Source organism: Paenibacillus sp. FSL R5-0341 (assembly GCF_037975235.1).
Classification (GTDB): domain Bacteria; phylum Bacillota; class Bacilli; order Paenibacillales; family Paenibacillaceae; genus Paenibacillus; species Paenibacillus amylolyticus_A.
In genome coordinates, this window is sequence record NZ_CP150241.1 from 1,212,206 (window position 1) to 1,226,985 (window position 14,780).

General features: G+C 49.5%; 12 protein-coding genes. 5 read left to right on the plus strand and 7 right to left on the minus strand.

Annotated features, from left to right (window positions below; genetic code table 11):
• Nucleotides 1-152: 152 nt before the first annotated feature.
• The 3 genes from MKX75_RS05350 to MKX75_RS05360 all read right to left on the minus strand — a co-directional run bounded on the left by MKX75_RS05350 (nucleotide 153) and on the right by MKX75_RS05360 (nucleotide 4,291).
• Nucleotides 153-1,976 (minus strand): ABC transporter ATP-binding protein, encoded by a 1,824-nt coding sequence (locus MKX75_RS05350; protein WP_339168749.1) that lies wholly within the window; start codon nucleotides 1,974-1,976, stop codon nucleotides 153-155.
• On the minus strand, nucleotides 1,969-3,753 hold the full coding sequence (locus MKX75_RS05355; protein WP_339168750.1) for an ABC transporter ATP-binding protein: 1,785 nt from the start codon (nucleotides 3,751-3,753) through the stop codon (nucleotides 1,969-1,971). The genes MKX75_RS05350 and MKX75_RS05355 overlap by 8 nt, the downstream gene beginning before the upstream one ends.
• A gap of 103 nt (nucleotides 3,754-3,856) precedes the next feature.
• Nucleotides 3,857-4,291, minus strand: a complete 435-nt coding sequence (locus tag MKX75_RS05360) for a MarR family transcriptional regulator (RefSeq protein ID WP_062837383.1) — start codon at nucleotides 4,289-4,291, stop codon at nucleotides 3,857-3,859.
• A gap of 240 nt (nucleotides 4,292-4,531) precedes the next feature.
• On the opposite strand from MKX75_RS05360, the gene MKX75_RS05365 reads away from it, so the two are divergent.
• The 3 genes from MKX75_RS05365 to MKX75_RS05375 all read left to right on the plus strand — a co-directional run bounded on the left by MKX75_RS05365 (nucleotide 4,532) and on the right by MKX75_RS05375 (nucleotide 6,963).
• Nucleotides 4,532-5,470, plus strand: coding sequence for an NUDIX domain-containing protein (locus MKX75_RS05365; RefSeq protein ID WP_339168752.1), 939 nt, complete (start codon nucleotides 4,532-4,534; stop codon nucleotides 5,468-5,470).
• Nucleotides 5,471-5,561: 91 nt separating this feature from the next.
• Nucleotides 5,562-6,047, plus strand: coding sequence for an NADAR family protein (locus tag MKX75_RS05370; RefSeq protein WP_339168753.1), 486 nt, complete (start codon nucleotides 5,562-5,564; stop codon nucleotides 6,045-6,047).
• On the plus strand, nucleotides 6,040-6,963 hold the full coding sequence (locus MKX75_RS05375) for a TIGR02452 family protein (RefSeq protein ID WP_339168754.1): 924 nt from the start codon (nucleotides 6,040-6,042) through the stop codon (nucleotides 6,961-6,963). Before MKX75_RS05370 ends, MKX75_RS05375 begins: the two co-directional genes overlap by 8 nt.
• Before the next feature lie 132 nt (nucleotides 6,964-7,095).
• Here the strand turns inward: MKX75_RS05375 and MKX75_RS05380 are convergent, their stop codons facing one another.
• From MKX75_RS05380 to MKX75_RS05395, 4 genes are all read right to left on the minus strand, one after another.
• Nucleotides 7,096-8,046 (minus strand): iron-hydroxamate ABC transporter substrate-binding protein, encoded by a 951-nt coding sequence (locus MKX75_RS05380; RefSeq protein ID WP_339168757.1) that lies wholly within the window; start codon nucleotides 8,044-8,046, stop codon nucleotides 7,096-7,098.
• A 61-nt stretch (nucleotides 8,047-8,107) separates the two neighbouring features.
• Nucleotides 8,108-9,124 carry an iron ABC transporter permease gene (locus MKX75_RS05385; RefSeq protein ID WP_339168759.1) on the minus strand — a complete coding sequence of 339 codons (1,017 nt, stop codon included), beginning with the start codon at nucleotides 9,122-9,124 and terminating at the stop codon, nucleotides 8,108-8,110.
• A 2-nt stretch (nucleotides 9,125-9,126) separates the two neighbouring features.
• The gene (locus MKX75_RS05390) at nucleotides 9,127-10,098 is read right to left on the minus strand and encodes an iron ABC transporter permease (RefSeq protein ID WP_339170351.1); all 972 of its coding nucleotides are present in this window, start codon (nucleotides 10,096-10,098) and stop codon (nucleotides 9,127-9,129) included.
• 201 nt (nucleotides 10,099-10,299) lie between these two features.
• Complete coding sequence (locus MKX75_RS05395) at nucleotides 10,300-12,030, minus strand: AraC family transcriptional regulator (protein WP_339168762.1); 1,731 nt, start codon at nucleotides 12,028-12,030, stop codon at nucleotides 10,300-10,302.
• A 394-nt stretch (nucleotides 12,031-12,424) separates the two neighbouring features.
• Here MKX75_RS05395 and MKX75_RS05400 point away from each other — a divergent pair, with 394 nt between their 5' ends.
• A complete protein-coding gene (locus tag MKX75_RS05400; RefSeq protein WP_339168764.1) occupies nucleotides 12,425-13,426 on the plus strand; it encodes a Gfo/Idh/MocA family oxidoreductase in 1,002 nt (333 codons plus the stop codon).
• A 21-nt stretch (nucleotides 13,427-13,447) separates the two neighbouring features.
• On the plus strand, nucleotides 13,448-14,071 hold the full coding sequence (locus MKX75_RS05405; protein WP_339170354.1) for a pyroglutamyl-peptidase I: 624 nt from the start codon (nucleotides 13,448-13,450) through the stop codon (nucleotides 14,069-14,071).
• The last annotated feature ends 709 nt before the right edge of the window (nucleotides 14,072-14,780 follow it).

Sequence of the window (14,780 nt, forward strand, 5' to 3'; positions counted from 1 at the left end):
GGAGAGGACAGAAAAAACCTGAAAAAGCGGAGCGTTCGCCTTTATCCCCGGATTTTCCCCTTGTGAAATGGGAATCAAAAAATCTGGGGATAACAGCGATTGGAAGGTTATTCTGTCATCGTAGTGTCTGTGTAAATAATCTTTAGTTCGACTTATTTTAGTTGTCCCTGATGTAACTGATAGTAGAATCCTTGTTGCTGCATCAACTCATCATGATTTCCCCGTTCAGCAATCTGTCCATCATCGATGACGAGAATCTGATCGGCTTCGCGAATCGTGCTCAGCCTGTGGGCGATGACGAAGCTGGTGCGGTCCTTCATTAATGTGCGCATCGCTTCCTGGATCTGCATCTCCGTACGCGTATCAATACTGCTCGTTGCTTCATCCAGAATAAGAATGGCTGGATCAGCCAGAATTGCCCGGGCAATGGTTAACAGCTGTCGTTGTCCCTGACTCAGATTGCTTCCTCCAGAAATGATGGGGGTATCGTAGCCCTGGGACAGTTTGCGGATAAACGAATGTGCATTCGCAAGTTCAGCCGCTTGCCTGATCTGTTCATCCGTTGCGTCCGGCTTGCCGTAGGCGAGATTATCGCGAATGGTACCTGAGAACAGGTAGGCATCCTGAAGCACAATGCCAAGTTGCCGCCGCAATTGATCCTTCTCCAGTTCGGAGATGTCATATCCATCGATGGTAATCCGTCCGCCTGTAATCTCGTAGAAACGGGGTAACAGGTTGATAATGGTCGTTTTACCTGCACCGGTGGGTCCAACGAGTGCAATCATCTCACCCGGTTTTGCGGTAAAGCTAACCTTCTTCAAAATGTCTCGCTCCGCACTGTACCCGAAGGAGACGTCTTCAAATACAACTTTACCTTGAATCTCATCCAGTTGTTTCTTCTGTTCCTCCACGTATTCGCTAGGTGTATCCATGATGTGGAACACGCGTTCAGCACCTGCAATTGCAGCCTGAATCAGATTGTACTGATTGGCCAGATCGTTGAGCGGCCGCTCAATCTGGCGGGAGTAAGCGAGAAAGCTGACGATCAGCCCGATGGACGTCAGATCATGATAGGCCATCCATCCACCTACAGAAGCCAGAATGGCAAACCCGATGTTGTTCATCACGTTCATCGTAGGTCCAACCAGACCCGAAACAGTCTGGGCTTGTGTGCTGGATGTGCGAAGTTTCTCGTTCAGGTTCTGAAAATGTTGGTGTGCCTGATCCTGACGGTTATAGGCCGCTACGACTTTTTGTCCAGCAATGGTTTCCTGAGCATACCCGTTAAGCTCACCAAGTAATTTCTGCTGGGCGGTGAAGTGTTTACGTGTTCTCGAAGCGATCAGGCGAGTGGCAATGGTAATCAAAGGTACCGTTATCAGACTGAGCAGGGTAAGCCGGACATCGAGTGCAAACATGATCGACAAGGAGCCAACGAGCAGAATGGCACTGGACATCAATTGGGTTACGCTTTGATTCAGCGTTGTGGACACGTTATCGATATCATTGGTGGCGCGGCTCATCAGATCCCCGCTTTGATTTTTATCAAAAAAGCTGACAGGCAGCTCTTGTAGTCGGGAGAACAACGCATGCCGCAGATCCTTGACGGTCAACTGTGACACACCAATCATGACATAGGATTGAGCCCACATCAGGAGTGAGCCGAGGACATAAACACTCAACAAGAGAAGACATTCCTTCAGCAAACCCGTTGTTATTTTGGGAACGATATGTTCGTTAACGGCGCGGCCGAGAAGATAAGGTCCTGCCAGATTGAGCAGTGTTCCGAGAGCCGTCAGCACTAATGCAGCAATAACTCCTTTGCGATGACGTCCCATGTATGACCATACCCGGATGAGGGCGTGGCGAGCATTTTTGGCTCTGACTTTGGGAACAGGGCCTCTGCCCGCTGGACCAGGTCTTCCGATAGGAGGCACGACGGTTTGTTGAATGGAGGAAGATGCAGGTTTAGCCAAATTGAACATCCTCCTTCCGTTGCTGCGAATAATAGATCGCCTGGTAGTGTGATGAATGAGCCATAAGGTCATCATGTGTGCCCCTGGCAACGATCTGTCCTTCATCAATGACATATATACAGTCTGCATCCTTCACGGAGGAGATCCGCTGTGCAATCAAAAAGGTCGTGCTATCTTTCATCAAAGATTGCAAAGCCTTCTGAATGCTTGCTTCCGTACGCAAATCCACAGCACTGGTGCTATCATCCAGAATTAACACTTCCGGTCGCATGAGTAGGGCGCGTGCAATGGATATACGCTGTTTCTGTCCACCGGACAGATTGACCCCGCGCTGACCCAGCTCCGTGTCATAGCCATCCTTCAGTTTCATAATAAAATCATCCGCTGCCGCAGCTTGTGCCGCAGCACGTAATTCAGCATCTGTTGCACCGGGCTGGCCGAAGCAAATGTTATCCCGGATGCTGCCGCTGAACAGAATGGATTCCTGCAGCACAATGGAAACTCGGCTGCGAAGGTCCTGGAGATCCCAGTGACGAACATTCACTCCATTCACGAGCACTTCCCCCTGCGAAGCATCATACAGACGGGGAATCAGCTGCACCAGCGAGGTTTTGCCTGAGCCTGTCGAACCGATCAGGGCCACTTTCTCACCCGGGCGAGCCATCAGATTAATTCCGGTAAGTGTATGGTCTCCGTCATAACGGAAAGATACATCCCTGAACTCCACTTGACCGGCTACGCGCGAGGGAAGTGGAGTCGGTTGGGATGAGGACTGATTACGATTAGACTGGTGAGACTGTGCATTCCCGGAGTTATCGGTTCCCGATTGAATATCCGGCTCTGTATGTAACACCTCGTTGATCCGCTCAGCAGATACCTTGGCGCGGGAGAAGCTCATCATCATCATGCCGATGGACGTGAGGGACGAGAGTACAACCGTGACATAGTTGATAAAAGCAATCAGATCTCCGGCAGCAATATCGCCTCCTACTACCTGGAAACCTCCGAACCAAAGCACCGCTACAATCGTAGCATTCAGCATGAGGCTGAGCACAGGTGCATTCAGTGTGACAATCCGCCAGGCTTTCACGGCAGTTGACGTGTAATCTTCATTGGATTGCTTGAAGCGCTTTTTCTCCAGACGCGCACGTGCAAATGCCTTGACGACTCGGATGCCAGCGAGATTTTCCTGAAGAACGGCATTGACCTGATCGAGCTTGCTCTGAACGCTGGCGAACAGCGGATAGGAAGCTTTTATCAGGATAAATAAAATAATAAACAGTACGGGCACAGTCGCAATAAGAATCAAAGCCAGCTTCACACTGATCGTAAACGCCATGATGATACTACCAATGATCAGCATCGGCGAACGGATAAACATCCGCAGCAGCATCTGTACAAAGGTCTGCATCTGGGTAATGTCACTCGTCAGACGAGTAATCAGAGATCCTTCCTGAAACGTATCCAGATTCCGGAAGGAGAAGGTTTGAATATGGTCAAACAGTTCCTGACGCAGATCCGTGCCGTATCCCACGGCAGCCTTGCTTGAATAGAGTGTACAGCCTGCGCCGCCGACCCAGCCAATTAACGCAACAAGTAGCATAATCAGACCTGTAGTTACGATATGGGACAGGTTGCCTGCAAGCACACCATCATCCACGATGCTGGACATCAGCTTGGGCTGGAGCAGGTCCATGGCAACCTCAAGTACCATGAGCAGCGGGGCGAGGATCGCCGCCGACTTATACGGGGTCAAGAATCGTTTTAACGTCCACAATAGGAAATCACCTCAATCTTCATAGCATAAGTGAATCAATTCCATCACAGCTTTAGCTGCTTCAATCCAGTTGTTGTTAGCGCTGTCGCGAGTATGCATCACTTCAAGATTCACGCAGGTTTTGGAGCATACGCTGTGCGAGTGCAGACATCAGCTGGGACTCTTCCGGTGTAAAATCTTTCTCGGCCTGTCGTTCCAACTCCTGAACTACTTCTCTCAGTTCTTGTAGTGCAGAGCGCCCCTGATCCGTCAGGAATACTCGCAGACTGCGCAGATCCTTCGGGTCCGCTTCACGTCTCACATAACCGGACGTTTCCATGCGCTTGAGCATGACGGTTACGGTTGCGGGACTGCGTCGAAGTTGTTCGGCCAGATTTTTCTGGGATTGGCCATCCTCCCGTTCAAGCTGGAACAACAAAGGAGGCTGTCCCGGATACAACTCGGGGTGGTTCACAAGTTTCTCATGAACCTTGTAGCGTTTCAGCTTCACGAGTTCGGATAGCTGTCCCATTAACCGATCATTTTGGACTGGGTTCATATCATCTACTCCATTTCTACCTTCATTGCATCTTCTCGGTACTGAAAACCAGACTTTTTGAACACGCATATTTAGTTAGTCGACTAATTAAATCATAAGTTTGATTTGACATATCGTCAAGCCATTACACTTCATTTATTTTGAACTGGAAATATTGACCTGATATAAAATGATGTGATAAATTGATATTATCTAAATGTTAATAACATATTGTTAATAACAGAATGGGGTTTATATACGATGACTAACGAAGGTCCATCTGGAGGAAAAGCCCCCGATTACCGGGAGCATCAGGATCATGTACATATCAGTGAACAACAGTTTCTGGAAACGTATAATGCTGGCGATTACGAACGTCCTTCCGTCACCGTGGACATGTTGGTCTTTACGATTCGCAGTGAGGCTCAGGAGAACTATCGCAAGCTTGCGGAACCCGAACTCCAGTTACTGCTGATCCGGCGGGGCGGCCATCCTTATCTGGGGCAGTGGGCGTTACCGGGCGGATTCGTCTCGATGCAGGAATCATTGGAGGATGCTGCTCGGCGGGAACTGCTGACGGAGACGGGGCTGGATGATATCTATCTGGAGCAACTGTATACATGGGGGGATGTGGAACGTGATCCACGTACACGTGTCATCAGCTGTTCCTACATGGCGTTGGTTGATAGCAGCGAGTTGGAACTTCAGGCTGGCGATGATGCCAGTGAGGCCAGCTGGTTTCGGGTGGAGCAGCGACTTTTGGAAGAGAAGCGCCATATCCATGAGCGTGGACGTGTGACAGAACGCAAGCTGCAGTTGATTTTGATCAATGGAACAGAAGAGTTATCGGCTATTGTCGAGACGAAAGAAACGATAGAAGGCCGAGTGAGGAGCCATCGTATGACGTTGGGTGAGGTTCAGGGGATTGCCTTTGATCATGCCAAAATCATTCATTATGCGCTTGAGCGTTTGCGATCCAAGATCGAGTACACGGATATTGCATTTAATCTGATGCCGGAGACGTTTACGCTGACTGCGCTTCAGAAAGTACATGAGATTATCAGTGGTAAAAAGCTGCTAGCTGCCGCTTTCCGGCGCAAAATTGCCGATTGGGTCATTGAAACGGGTGAGTATGCGAGCAGTGCGGGACATCGACCGTCCCGTTTGTACAGACTGAACCCGGAGAGACTGACACCGTAGACACGGTAATTATCAATGAAGTAGGACGAAGTGATTCAAGCCAGGGGCGGGATCGCTACAACCATGAGGAACAAGTAAAGAGGGGATATAGATGGAAAAGTTTACGTTTTTCTGGCGAACTGTATCTCCGTTCTCACAGTGGCACCCGGCGGATTTTACTGTAAAAGGGGTTCACTACACGAGTGCGGAGCAATACATGATGCACCAGAAAGCGCTGCTGTTCGGCGATCAGACCATCGCAGACAAGATTCTGAAGGCAAGCTCTGCTCCGGTACAAAAAAAGCTGGGCAGACAGGTCGCAGGCTTCGACCAGACAGTATGGGAAGCTGAATGTCAGCGCATTGTCTATGAGGGCAATTTGGCCAAATTTACACAAAACGAAGAACTGCTAACCGCGCTGCGTGCCACTCGTGGAACGACCCTTGTGGAAGCAAGCCCAGATGATCGCATCTGGGGTGTAGGGCTGGCGGAGGAAGACCCGCGTATTCGCAATCGAAGAACATGGCGGGGAACCAACTGGCTGGGTGAGATTCTGACCCGTCTAAGAGAAGATATAGGAAGTGATTCAGATGAATAATTTTAATAAATCAACAGGCTCCACTAGCTCCAATCCACGTTCCAAGCGGGCTAATATCGCACAGCAGACGTTGGCTATTTTGGATGAAGGGCAATACGTAAATGGGTATGATCGCAAGGTTGAGATAGGTACCGATGTGCAGCAAGCCATCCGCAATTCGGTCTTATACCGTCCAGCAGCATTGTCCGCGCTCAGAGAAAAGCTTCGTACAGAAGCTTACGTTGGAATTCAACCCACGGCCCCATCCGCTGAAATTGAGGCTGCACCGGGTCGCATTGAAGTTACTGGCGAGACTACACTTGGGGCCGCTTCACGTTTGACGGTAGCTGAAGGAAGAGAAGATGTGGTCTGTTTGAACTTTGCATCAGCGAAAAATCCGGGCGGCGGCTTCCTAGGCGGAAGTCAGGCACAGGAAGAGAGTCTGGCCCGAGCGACGGGGCTATATCCGTGTATCGCTCAAATGGATGAAATGTACGAGTACAATCGCAAACAGCGATCGGGTCTCTATTCGAATTATATGATCTATTCACCGGATGTTCCGGTGATCCGGGATGACGAAGACCGATTGCTGGACAAATATTATGTATCATCATTTATTACTGCGCCGGCGGTGAATGCGGGTGTGGTGAAAGAGCGTGGAGAAGCGGATGATCTACAGATTGAGTCCGTGATGAAGGAACGTATCCGTTATATTCTGGACGTGGCTGCTACGAATGGTCATCGGACGATTGTTCTGGGCGCGTACGGTTGCGGCGTATTTCGTAATGAACCGGCAGTGGTGGCGAAGTATTTTCATGATGTGTTAGTGGGAGAGGGTTTTAAGGACTCTTTTGAACGCGTTGTATTTGCTGTATATGATCGATCCGCAGGTCAGCGAACATTAAAGGCATTTCAGGATCGCTTGACTGGGGTATAAACAGAGTAAAAAAAGATAATAGAAAACAAAAACCTCTGCTTTGAGCGGAAGAGATTATGATAACTCTCTAATCCCGTCTCTAAAGAGAGGTTTTTTGGTATTGTCACAAGTTAGTGTTGAGTGTACGGAAACTTACTTCCTGGAGAACATTTCTTTGGCTTCATCCATGGCCATTTTATTACCGATAGATGAATAATCCAGCCAAGGCTGTGCACCAATTGGGTAGACGTGACCGGCTTTGACTGCTTTCAGGCCTTGCCAGATCGGATTGTTTTGCAGCTCCTTGAACATGCTTTGGGCTTCATCATCCGAATTCACAACCACAAAGATCGCATCTGCATCATAGTCCGGCAAGATTTCACGGGAGACCACTTGATAAGGTTTGGTCGAATCGATGTCTGTAATGCCTTTGGCAGGAGTCAGACCCAGATCTTCATATAAAATGGGACCCATGGGACGGCGTGTACTGAACACACGTAACTCTTTGGCAGTCACACGGATCGCCATCACAGTGCCATCATCTCCAATCGTGTCATGAATCAGAGATTTCACTTCTTCTGTTTCGGTCGCGTAGTCCTGAATGTATTGCTCGGCTTCTTTCTCGCGATTCACGAGTTTGCCAATGTCTTTCAGATGGTCACGCCATGTACCGTCATCCAGATTGAAGACATGTACCGGAGCAATTTTTTCAAATTTGGCAATATCATCACCGGAGAATTCTTCGTCCAGATAGATCACATCCGGTTTCAGGGCAAGCAAAGCTTCCATATCCGGGTCTTTCACGGGACCAAGCGGCGTTGTATTCTGAAGACGATCAGCAACATGGGACAGGAAGGCCTTGGCTTCGCCACCGATAACTGAACCAACAGGAGTGATGCCGAGAGATAACAGATCATTGGTCAGATGGATCGACATGGAGGCGATGCGTTGCTCGCCCGAACTTGCGCTGTTGTCTTGATTTTCGGTTGAAGTATCCGTGGACGAACCGCCAGAAGCAGATGATGAATTATTGGCCGTTCCACAGGCTGCGAGTATAAGCACCAGACAGATACTCATGACAAGCATAAGATTTTTCTTTAACATGGGTAGTCACATTCTCCTTGAACATCTCTAGGATGTCTTTATTGTTTTTTATAAAAAAAGATTACTTGCTACGTACTAAAAGGTACAAAAAGTAAGGTGCACCAATTGCAGCAACCACCACGCCTGCCGGAATGGCGTTAGGCTGAAAGATCGTTCGCCCGATCGTATCGGCACTCACCAGAATAACCATACCGATGAGTCCGGCGGCAGGGATCAGATGCCGATGCATCGGACCGACAAGCCTGCGCGCCAGATGTGGCGCTGCCAGACCGATAAAGCCGATCCCACCAGCCATGGACACACTGACGGCTGACAAAGCCACGGCACAGAGCAGCAAAATAACACGCTGGGAGCGGACAGGCGTCCCGATACTGGTTGCGGCAGCATCTCCAAGATTGAAGGCATCAAGCGTTTTGGATCGACTCCAAATGTACGAGATACATAGCACCACCCAAGGAAGCAACGCTTGCACATGAACCCAATCCCGGCCCCAGACACTTCCTGCCAGCCAGCGAGCGGCAAAGGAATAAGTATCTTCATCCAGACGCAGGGATAGATAGAGTGTTAACGCATGGAACCCGGCCGCTACCGCGATTCCCACCAGAATCAGCTTAATGGGTGATACGCCGTTATGGCGATCATAAGATAACAGCATGATGATCAGGGCGGCGGCCACACTGCCTGCAAAAGCAAACAGCGGAATCAGCAAGGCCACAGAGCTATCCAGCGTAAAGGAGAGACTAACAAACACCATTAGTCCAAACGCTGCCCCGGCATGCAATCCCAGAATGCCTGGGTCCGCCAATGGATTGCGAGTGATCCCTTGCAGCGCCGCTCCAGCAATACCAAGCCCCGCTCCGGCCAGTACAGTCACCAGAATGCGAGGCAGTCGGTAATCAAACAGTACAATCTGATCATCCGAACTGCCATTACCAAACAAAGTCTGCAATACAGCCACTGGGGACAGACGAATGGTTCCCGTGTTCAGGCTGATCACAACAACGGCAATGGCGACACAGAGCAGCGTGACGCTGACAATTATCGAACGTTTGCCTCGTGAAGGTGTATTGGAATTCATCGCTACAAGGCCCTCCTTTCTTTACGGGCCAGATAGAGGAAGAACGGTACACCGACAAAGGCAACCATAATGCCCACCGCGAGCTCCTCGGGAGGGTTCACGATGCGTGAGCCCAGATCGGCGAGCACCAGTAATATCGCTCCAAGCAGAGAAGACATCGGAATGATGAGTCGATAATCTACACCAACTAGTTTGCGGGAGATGTGAGGGATGACGAGTCCCACAAATCCGATCGAGCCCACTGCCGACACAGACACGCCAGCCAGCACAACAACCGCTGCCAGGGCGAGAAATCTCGTCCAGCGCAGGTTGATCCCTAGATTAATCGCTACTTCTTCACCGAGTGACATAAGGGATACACGCTGGGCGAGTGGCATGATCAGCACCAGCGTCACAAGCAGTACGGGAAGAATTAACTTCAGATGCCGCCATTCAATTCCGCCAAAACCACCCGCATACCAGAAGGCCAGATCCTGACTCAGGTCAAAATAAATGGCGACGCCTGTGCTGAGTGAGCTTAACATGGCGGCAACCACGGCCCCGGCAACGGTCAGTCTGATGGAACTCAGCCCACCAGGTGCTGCCATTCCAAGCAGGAAGATGAGCAGTGTGCCCAGAACAGCCCCCACGAATGATAGAAACATGATCCAGCCGTAAGGCAGTCCGGGCCAAAAGGCAAAGCTCAGTGCCACGACAAAAGTAGCTCCAGCATTGATGCCCAGAATGCCCGTGTCTGCCAGCGGATTACGCGTAATACCTTGCATTAATGCTCCTGCAACGGCAAAGGCAGCGCCGATCATAACGGCAGCAAGGACACGAGGCAGCCGCAGCTCATGAATAATCTGATGTGGTGTCAAAGCCGGATTGTACTGAAAAATGGCAGTCCATACCGTTTCCAGTGTAAGTCCTTTGGCACCTAACGAGATTGCGACAAACATACTTAGCAGCAGTACGGCTATGACAGACAAAAACATCAGCCCAACCTTCACTGCAGATTTTCGTGAATTGGACGGACGATGTGGCAGTCCCGGATGTTGAATACGGGTCACTCCTTTGGTACCAACAACGCATTTCATTGTTATTGATTATCATTATCAATTAGTGATCATTATAAAATCTTAATTCAGGCCCGTACATGGCATAAATTAAGATTTCGGGAATGGACATTTTTTAGATTACAGAAATGAAGGTTTGTTCGTCAACATAGAGAGCGCTTCATCCAGCTGGATGTTAATGGAATATGGAGCATATACGACCCATGAGTTCCAATCGATAAAATGAACCCTTCCTGTTTTTACGGCAGGATGGCTGTTCCACAGTGGATTCGAAGCCATCTCTTTCAACAGTGTTGCCTTTTCATGCATGGAGTTAATCGCCAGTACCAGCACATCTGCCTCCAGCCCGTCCCATTCTCCTGGTGTGAAGGGCAGCCAGTTGAATCCAACGCCTGGTGATTTGCCAGCCACTTCATTCTGAATTCGCTGAGGAGCGGCCAACTGCAGGCTGCGGTAAAAGATATGTCCGAAGTTACGGTGACTGTACATCCGTGGTCCTTTAGGGGTCAACGTACCGACGGCAACCGTAATGTCCCCGACGAATTCCTTGATTTTTTTGCGTGCACGCTCTGCCTTACGTTCATGGCGATCCAGCCAATCTTTCGCTGCCTGGGTGCGGTCCACGATGGATGCGATCTTCTGCAGATGACCGAAGACGTCTGTCTGGTTCCAGGGAATGGTGATAATAGGAGCGACATCGCCAATATGCTCCATCGCTTTCACAGCTGCGTTATCCTTGGTCAGAACCAATTCGGGATTCACATCAAGGAAGGCCTGACGCCCCTGTTCCCATGGTTCATAGGCGTGGAAGGGGAGCGTTAGCGATTTGGGCATATGAGGCAGGTGGCCCTGGATCTGAGCTGCACATGGCGTGATACCAAGTGTCATCAGGTGATCCGTGTATGGATAAGAGAGTGACACGATGTTCCGGTGCACCTGCTTCGCATAGGAAGTTGGCGCATAACCGGCATGGTTCCGGAAACGTCGGCTGAAATAGAATTCGTCACGGTATCCCACTTCGCGAGCCACATCACGGATACGGAGATCGGAAGTGAGCAGTAATTCTTTGGCTCGGTTCATGCGCAGATGGGTGACGTATTCAATTGGATTTTTCTGCATGCGGCTCTTGAACAGCTGTGAGTAATAGGATGGGTGCATGCCAGCCAATTCTGCCAGCTTCTCCAGCTTGATCTCGTGCATATAGTTTTCCTGCATATATTGCAGGGTTGACCGGAGCCACTGTTCAGGTTCATCTTGTCCTGCCACGATGTCTGTTTGGTCTTCTTGGGGCCAGAGCATGTGTAGCAGGTCCGTGAGGAGGAGTTGTGTTTTCAAGCTGGTGTGCGAACCATCGGTGGTCAGTTGTGTAAGCTGTGCGACAATCCGTTGTATGCCATAAAATGGCCCTTGAATCCAGCCAGTGACAGGTGAACCAAGTTCTCTTTCGTAGATTCGTCTAGCTTCTGTTTTCTCCGTAGCCCGAAACAGATCGAAGTGAATGATATACAGTTCAATCTCATGATCTTCATCACCAATCAGTTCAATTGAAGTGCCTGGTGTGCACAGACAAGCTGATTTGCGAACCATGTGGGATTCGGTCCCATTCATGATCAGTGCGCCAGTAAATTTGTGCATATATATGAAGGTATGATGCGCAAGATCGTTTGCCTGCCAGCGCCATTTCCCACGTGTTGTAACATGCTCTGCCTGACGAAGTTCGATCAGGATATCATTTAGAAATGCATCCGGTTCCGTCCGGGTAGTAGATTCAGTACCAGGATTGGAATGGGGGTGCTGATGCAATATGTGTGGATTCATGCCGCTGTGGGCGGTACCGGGGATGGTAGTCATGGTGATATGCGACCTCCTCTCTTTTGAACAGTTTAGGTAATGATTGAAACTGGAACGTACAGTATAGTCAAATATTTATAATTAGCAGAGGGTATATAATCCCGTTATCAGGTGTGATCGATAGTTTAACCAGATTATCGTTAGTTACAAGTATACTAAGGGACAAGAACTCTTGGCCCTAGTCTGCTGATAATCTTAGCAAATCTGCTGCAGAATTGAAATGTGTACAGATACGTTCGAGTCGCTAATAAGCTGTTGAAGCCTGATGAGAGAACATATTCGAAATCGTTTTCTGACGTAAACGTTTCTTTTTGGTAAAATAAAGGGGATAACATGTTGGCCTGATCTGAATCATGAACCTTTTCAACTCAATTTGCAGTAGGGAGGCTATAATATGACAGAAGTAGTGGGACGGGATAAAGTACGTTGGGGCATTATGGGCACGGGATGGATAGCATCCCAGTTTGCAAAGGATTTGCAACATGCGGGGAACGCGGAGAAAGCAGCGGTAGGTTCGCGGACAGCGGGAAGCGCGGAGAAGTTTGCAGCTGAATATGGTTTTGCACGCGCTTACGGCTCGTATGATGAAATGCTGCAAGATCCTGAGGTAGATATTATCTATGTGGCAACACCTCATCCTTTACATAAGGAGAATGTGATGGCTTGTCTGGAGGCAGGCAAGGCGGTTCTCTGTGAAAAGCCGTTCACCATGAATGCACGTCAGTTGGAGCAGCTGGTGGAGACTGCACGGGAGCGCAAGCTTTTCCTGATGGAGGGCATGTGGACACGCTTCTTGCCACCCATTGAACAAGCCAGAGCATGGATTGCAGAAGGACGGATTGGTGAAGTTCGTTTGGTCCAGGTAGACTTTGGATTCCGTGTGGGCTGGGAGCCGGAAGGAAGGCTGCTTAATCCGGATCTGGGTGGAGGCGCATTGCTGGATGCAGGGGTGTACCCGATCTCCTTTGCTTCGATGATCTTTGGCGAACAGCCCCAGCATGTATGGAGTACGGCCAATATCGGTGAGACGGGTGTGGACGAGCAGTTTTCGGTGTTGTTGTCCTATTCGGAGGGGCGTTCTGCATCACTTAGTGCTGCCATTCGTCTGAACCTCAGTAATGAAGCGGTTATCTACGGTACGGAAGGCAAGATTCGTCTGCCTTTATTCCTGGCGGGCAAAGAAGCTTATCTGCATGTGAATGGTCAGGACGAGCCCGAGAAGTTCACGGATGATCGAACATGCATTGGTTATGCTTTTGAGGCAGAAGAAGCGGGACGCTGTATCTTGGAAGGCCGCACGGAGAGCAATACCATTAAACTGGACGAATCTCTGGAAATCATGAAGCTGATGGATACGATTCGGGGCCAGTGGGGATTGCGTTACAAATCGGAGTAAACAGACAGGAGTTGGCATGTGATGGTGAAGATTCTGATATCTGGGTTTGAACCTTTTGGCGGGGATGCGGTGAATCCAACGGGAGCGTTAATGGAAGCTCTTGCGAACGAGGTGATGGAGGGTGCTGAGCTAAAAACAGTACTGTTGCCCGTGCACTTCAATGAATGTGCAGACCTGCTCATCGCAGAGATGGAAGCCTATCGGCCGGATGTTGTCATCGCCTGTGGGTTGGCAAAGGGCAGAACGGCCATCACACCGGAGCGGATCGCCGTTAATGTCAAAGACATTCCGCCTGGCTCCTATGCAGATAACCAGGGGCAGCGTCCGGTGGACGAGCCGATTGTAGACGGTAGCCCGGACGGTATATTCTCCACCTTGCCCATACGTGCCATGGTGAATGACATGACGGCAGCAGGTATTCCCGCTGCCGTCTCCAATACAGCAGGCACGTATATCTGTAACAACACGATGTACCGGGTGCTGGATCACATTCGAGTAGGGAAACTTCCGATCCGTGCCGGATTTGTACATTTTCCAGCCTCAACAGAGATGGCGGTGTTGCAACCTTCCGTTCCTTCGCTGCCTATTCCCATGATGCTGGATGCGCTGCGGATTATGATCCGCACGGTTGTAGCTGAATCGTAGGGGAATGTTTAAGTCTCGTTTGTCTGCGGTTGCAGCAGATCTTAGGCGATGGTTGAATGCGTAGACTACGCGGTTGCGAAAGGAAGAGTAGTTGGTTGGGATGACGAAGTACAGTAGGGTTCAAGATGACGTGGAGAGCGTGGAGTTGCATGGGTTTCTTTCTGCTTCAATCTTGGGTTGAGTAGAGTGATAGATATGAGTATAGGTATGAGTATAAAAAAAAGTCAAAAAAAGAGTTGTCCCATCGTCATAAGTTTGACGTTAGGGACAGCTCTTTCTATTTCGTGTGTCATGTGTAGTGTTGTCCAAGATGGTTAGTGAGGTCACTAGTTTGCAGCAAGTATCTTGATGCAAGTATTTCGCCTAGTTAAAAATCAGACTCTAAAACCGCAAACCGCAAACCCGAAAACGCAAACTCGTAACTCAGTAAGGCTTTTACAGATCTTGCTGGAAGTAGAGATTTAGCTTAATAGGTACGGGGGAGTTAAAGAACAGACTCCGATTTATGAGCCTTCTGAATACAACCTTTACTAACCAGAAGTAACCAAACTCTTAAAAAACAAGACGTTAGAACACGATCATCATCCTGGCTAGCTAAAAAGTTTGTCTCCCCGAATGTACCCTGTACAGGACTCTAACGAACCGAGCGCACGCTATTCACTGGAAATCCGCACTCACCAATTTCTAACGAATCGTAGAATCGTTATTG

Bases quoted from the DNA above. Each gene is read 5' to 3' on its own strand.
- MKX75_RS05360 (WP_062837383.1), bottom strand. From the start codon at position 4,291: ATGAACCCAGTCCAAAATGATCGGTTAATGGGACAGCTATCCGAACTC.
- MKX75_RS05365 (WP_339168752.1), top strand. From the start codon at position 4,532: ATGACTAACGAAGGTCCATCTGGAGGAAAAGCCCCCGATTACCGGGAG.
- MKX75_RS05370 (WP_339168753.1), top strand. From the start codon at position 5,562: ATGGAAAAGTTTACGTTTTTCTGGCGAACTGTATCTCCGTTCTCACAG.
- MKX75_RS05375 (WP_339168754.1), top strand. From the start codon at position 6,040: ATGAATAATTTTAATAAATCAACAGGCTCCACTAGCTCCAATCCACGT.
- MKX75_RS05380 (WP_339168757.1), bottom strand. From the start codon at position 8,046: ATGTTAAAGAAAAATCTTATGCTTGTCATGAGTATCTGTCTGGTGCTT.
- MKX75_RS05385 (WP_339168759.1), bottom strand. From the start codon at position 9,124: ATGAATTCCAATACACCTTCACGAGGCAAACGTTCGATAATTGTCAGC.
- MKX75_RS05390 (WP_339170351.1), bottom strand. From the start codon at position 10,098: ATGTTTTTGTCTGTCATAGCCGTACTGCTGCTAAGTATGTTTGTCGCA.
- MKX75_RS05395 (WP_339168762.1), bottom strand. From the start codon at position 12,030: ATGACTACCATCCCCGGTACCGCCCACAGCGGCATGAATCCACACATA.
- MKX75_RS05400 (WP_339168764.1), top strand. From the start codon at position 12,425: ATGACAGAAGTAGTGGGACGGGATAAAGTACGTTGGGGCATTATGGGC.
- MKX75_RS05405 (WP_339170354.1), top strand. From the start codon at position 13,448: ATGGTGAAGATTCTGATATCTGGGTTTGAACCTTTTGGCGGGGATGCG.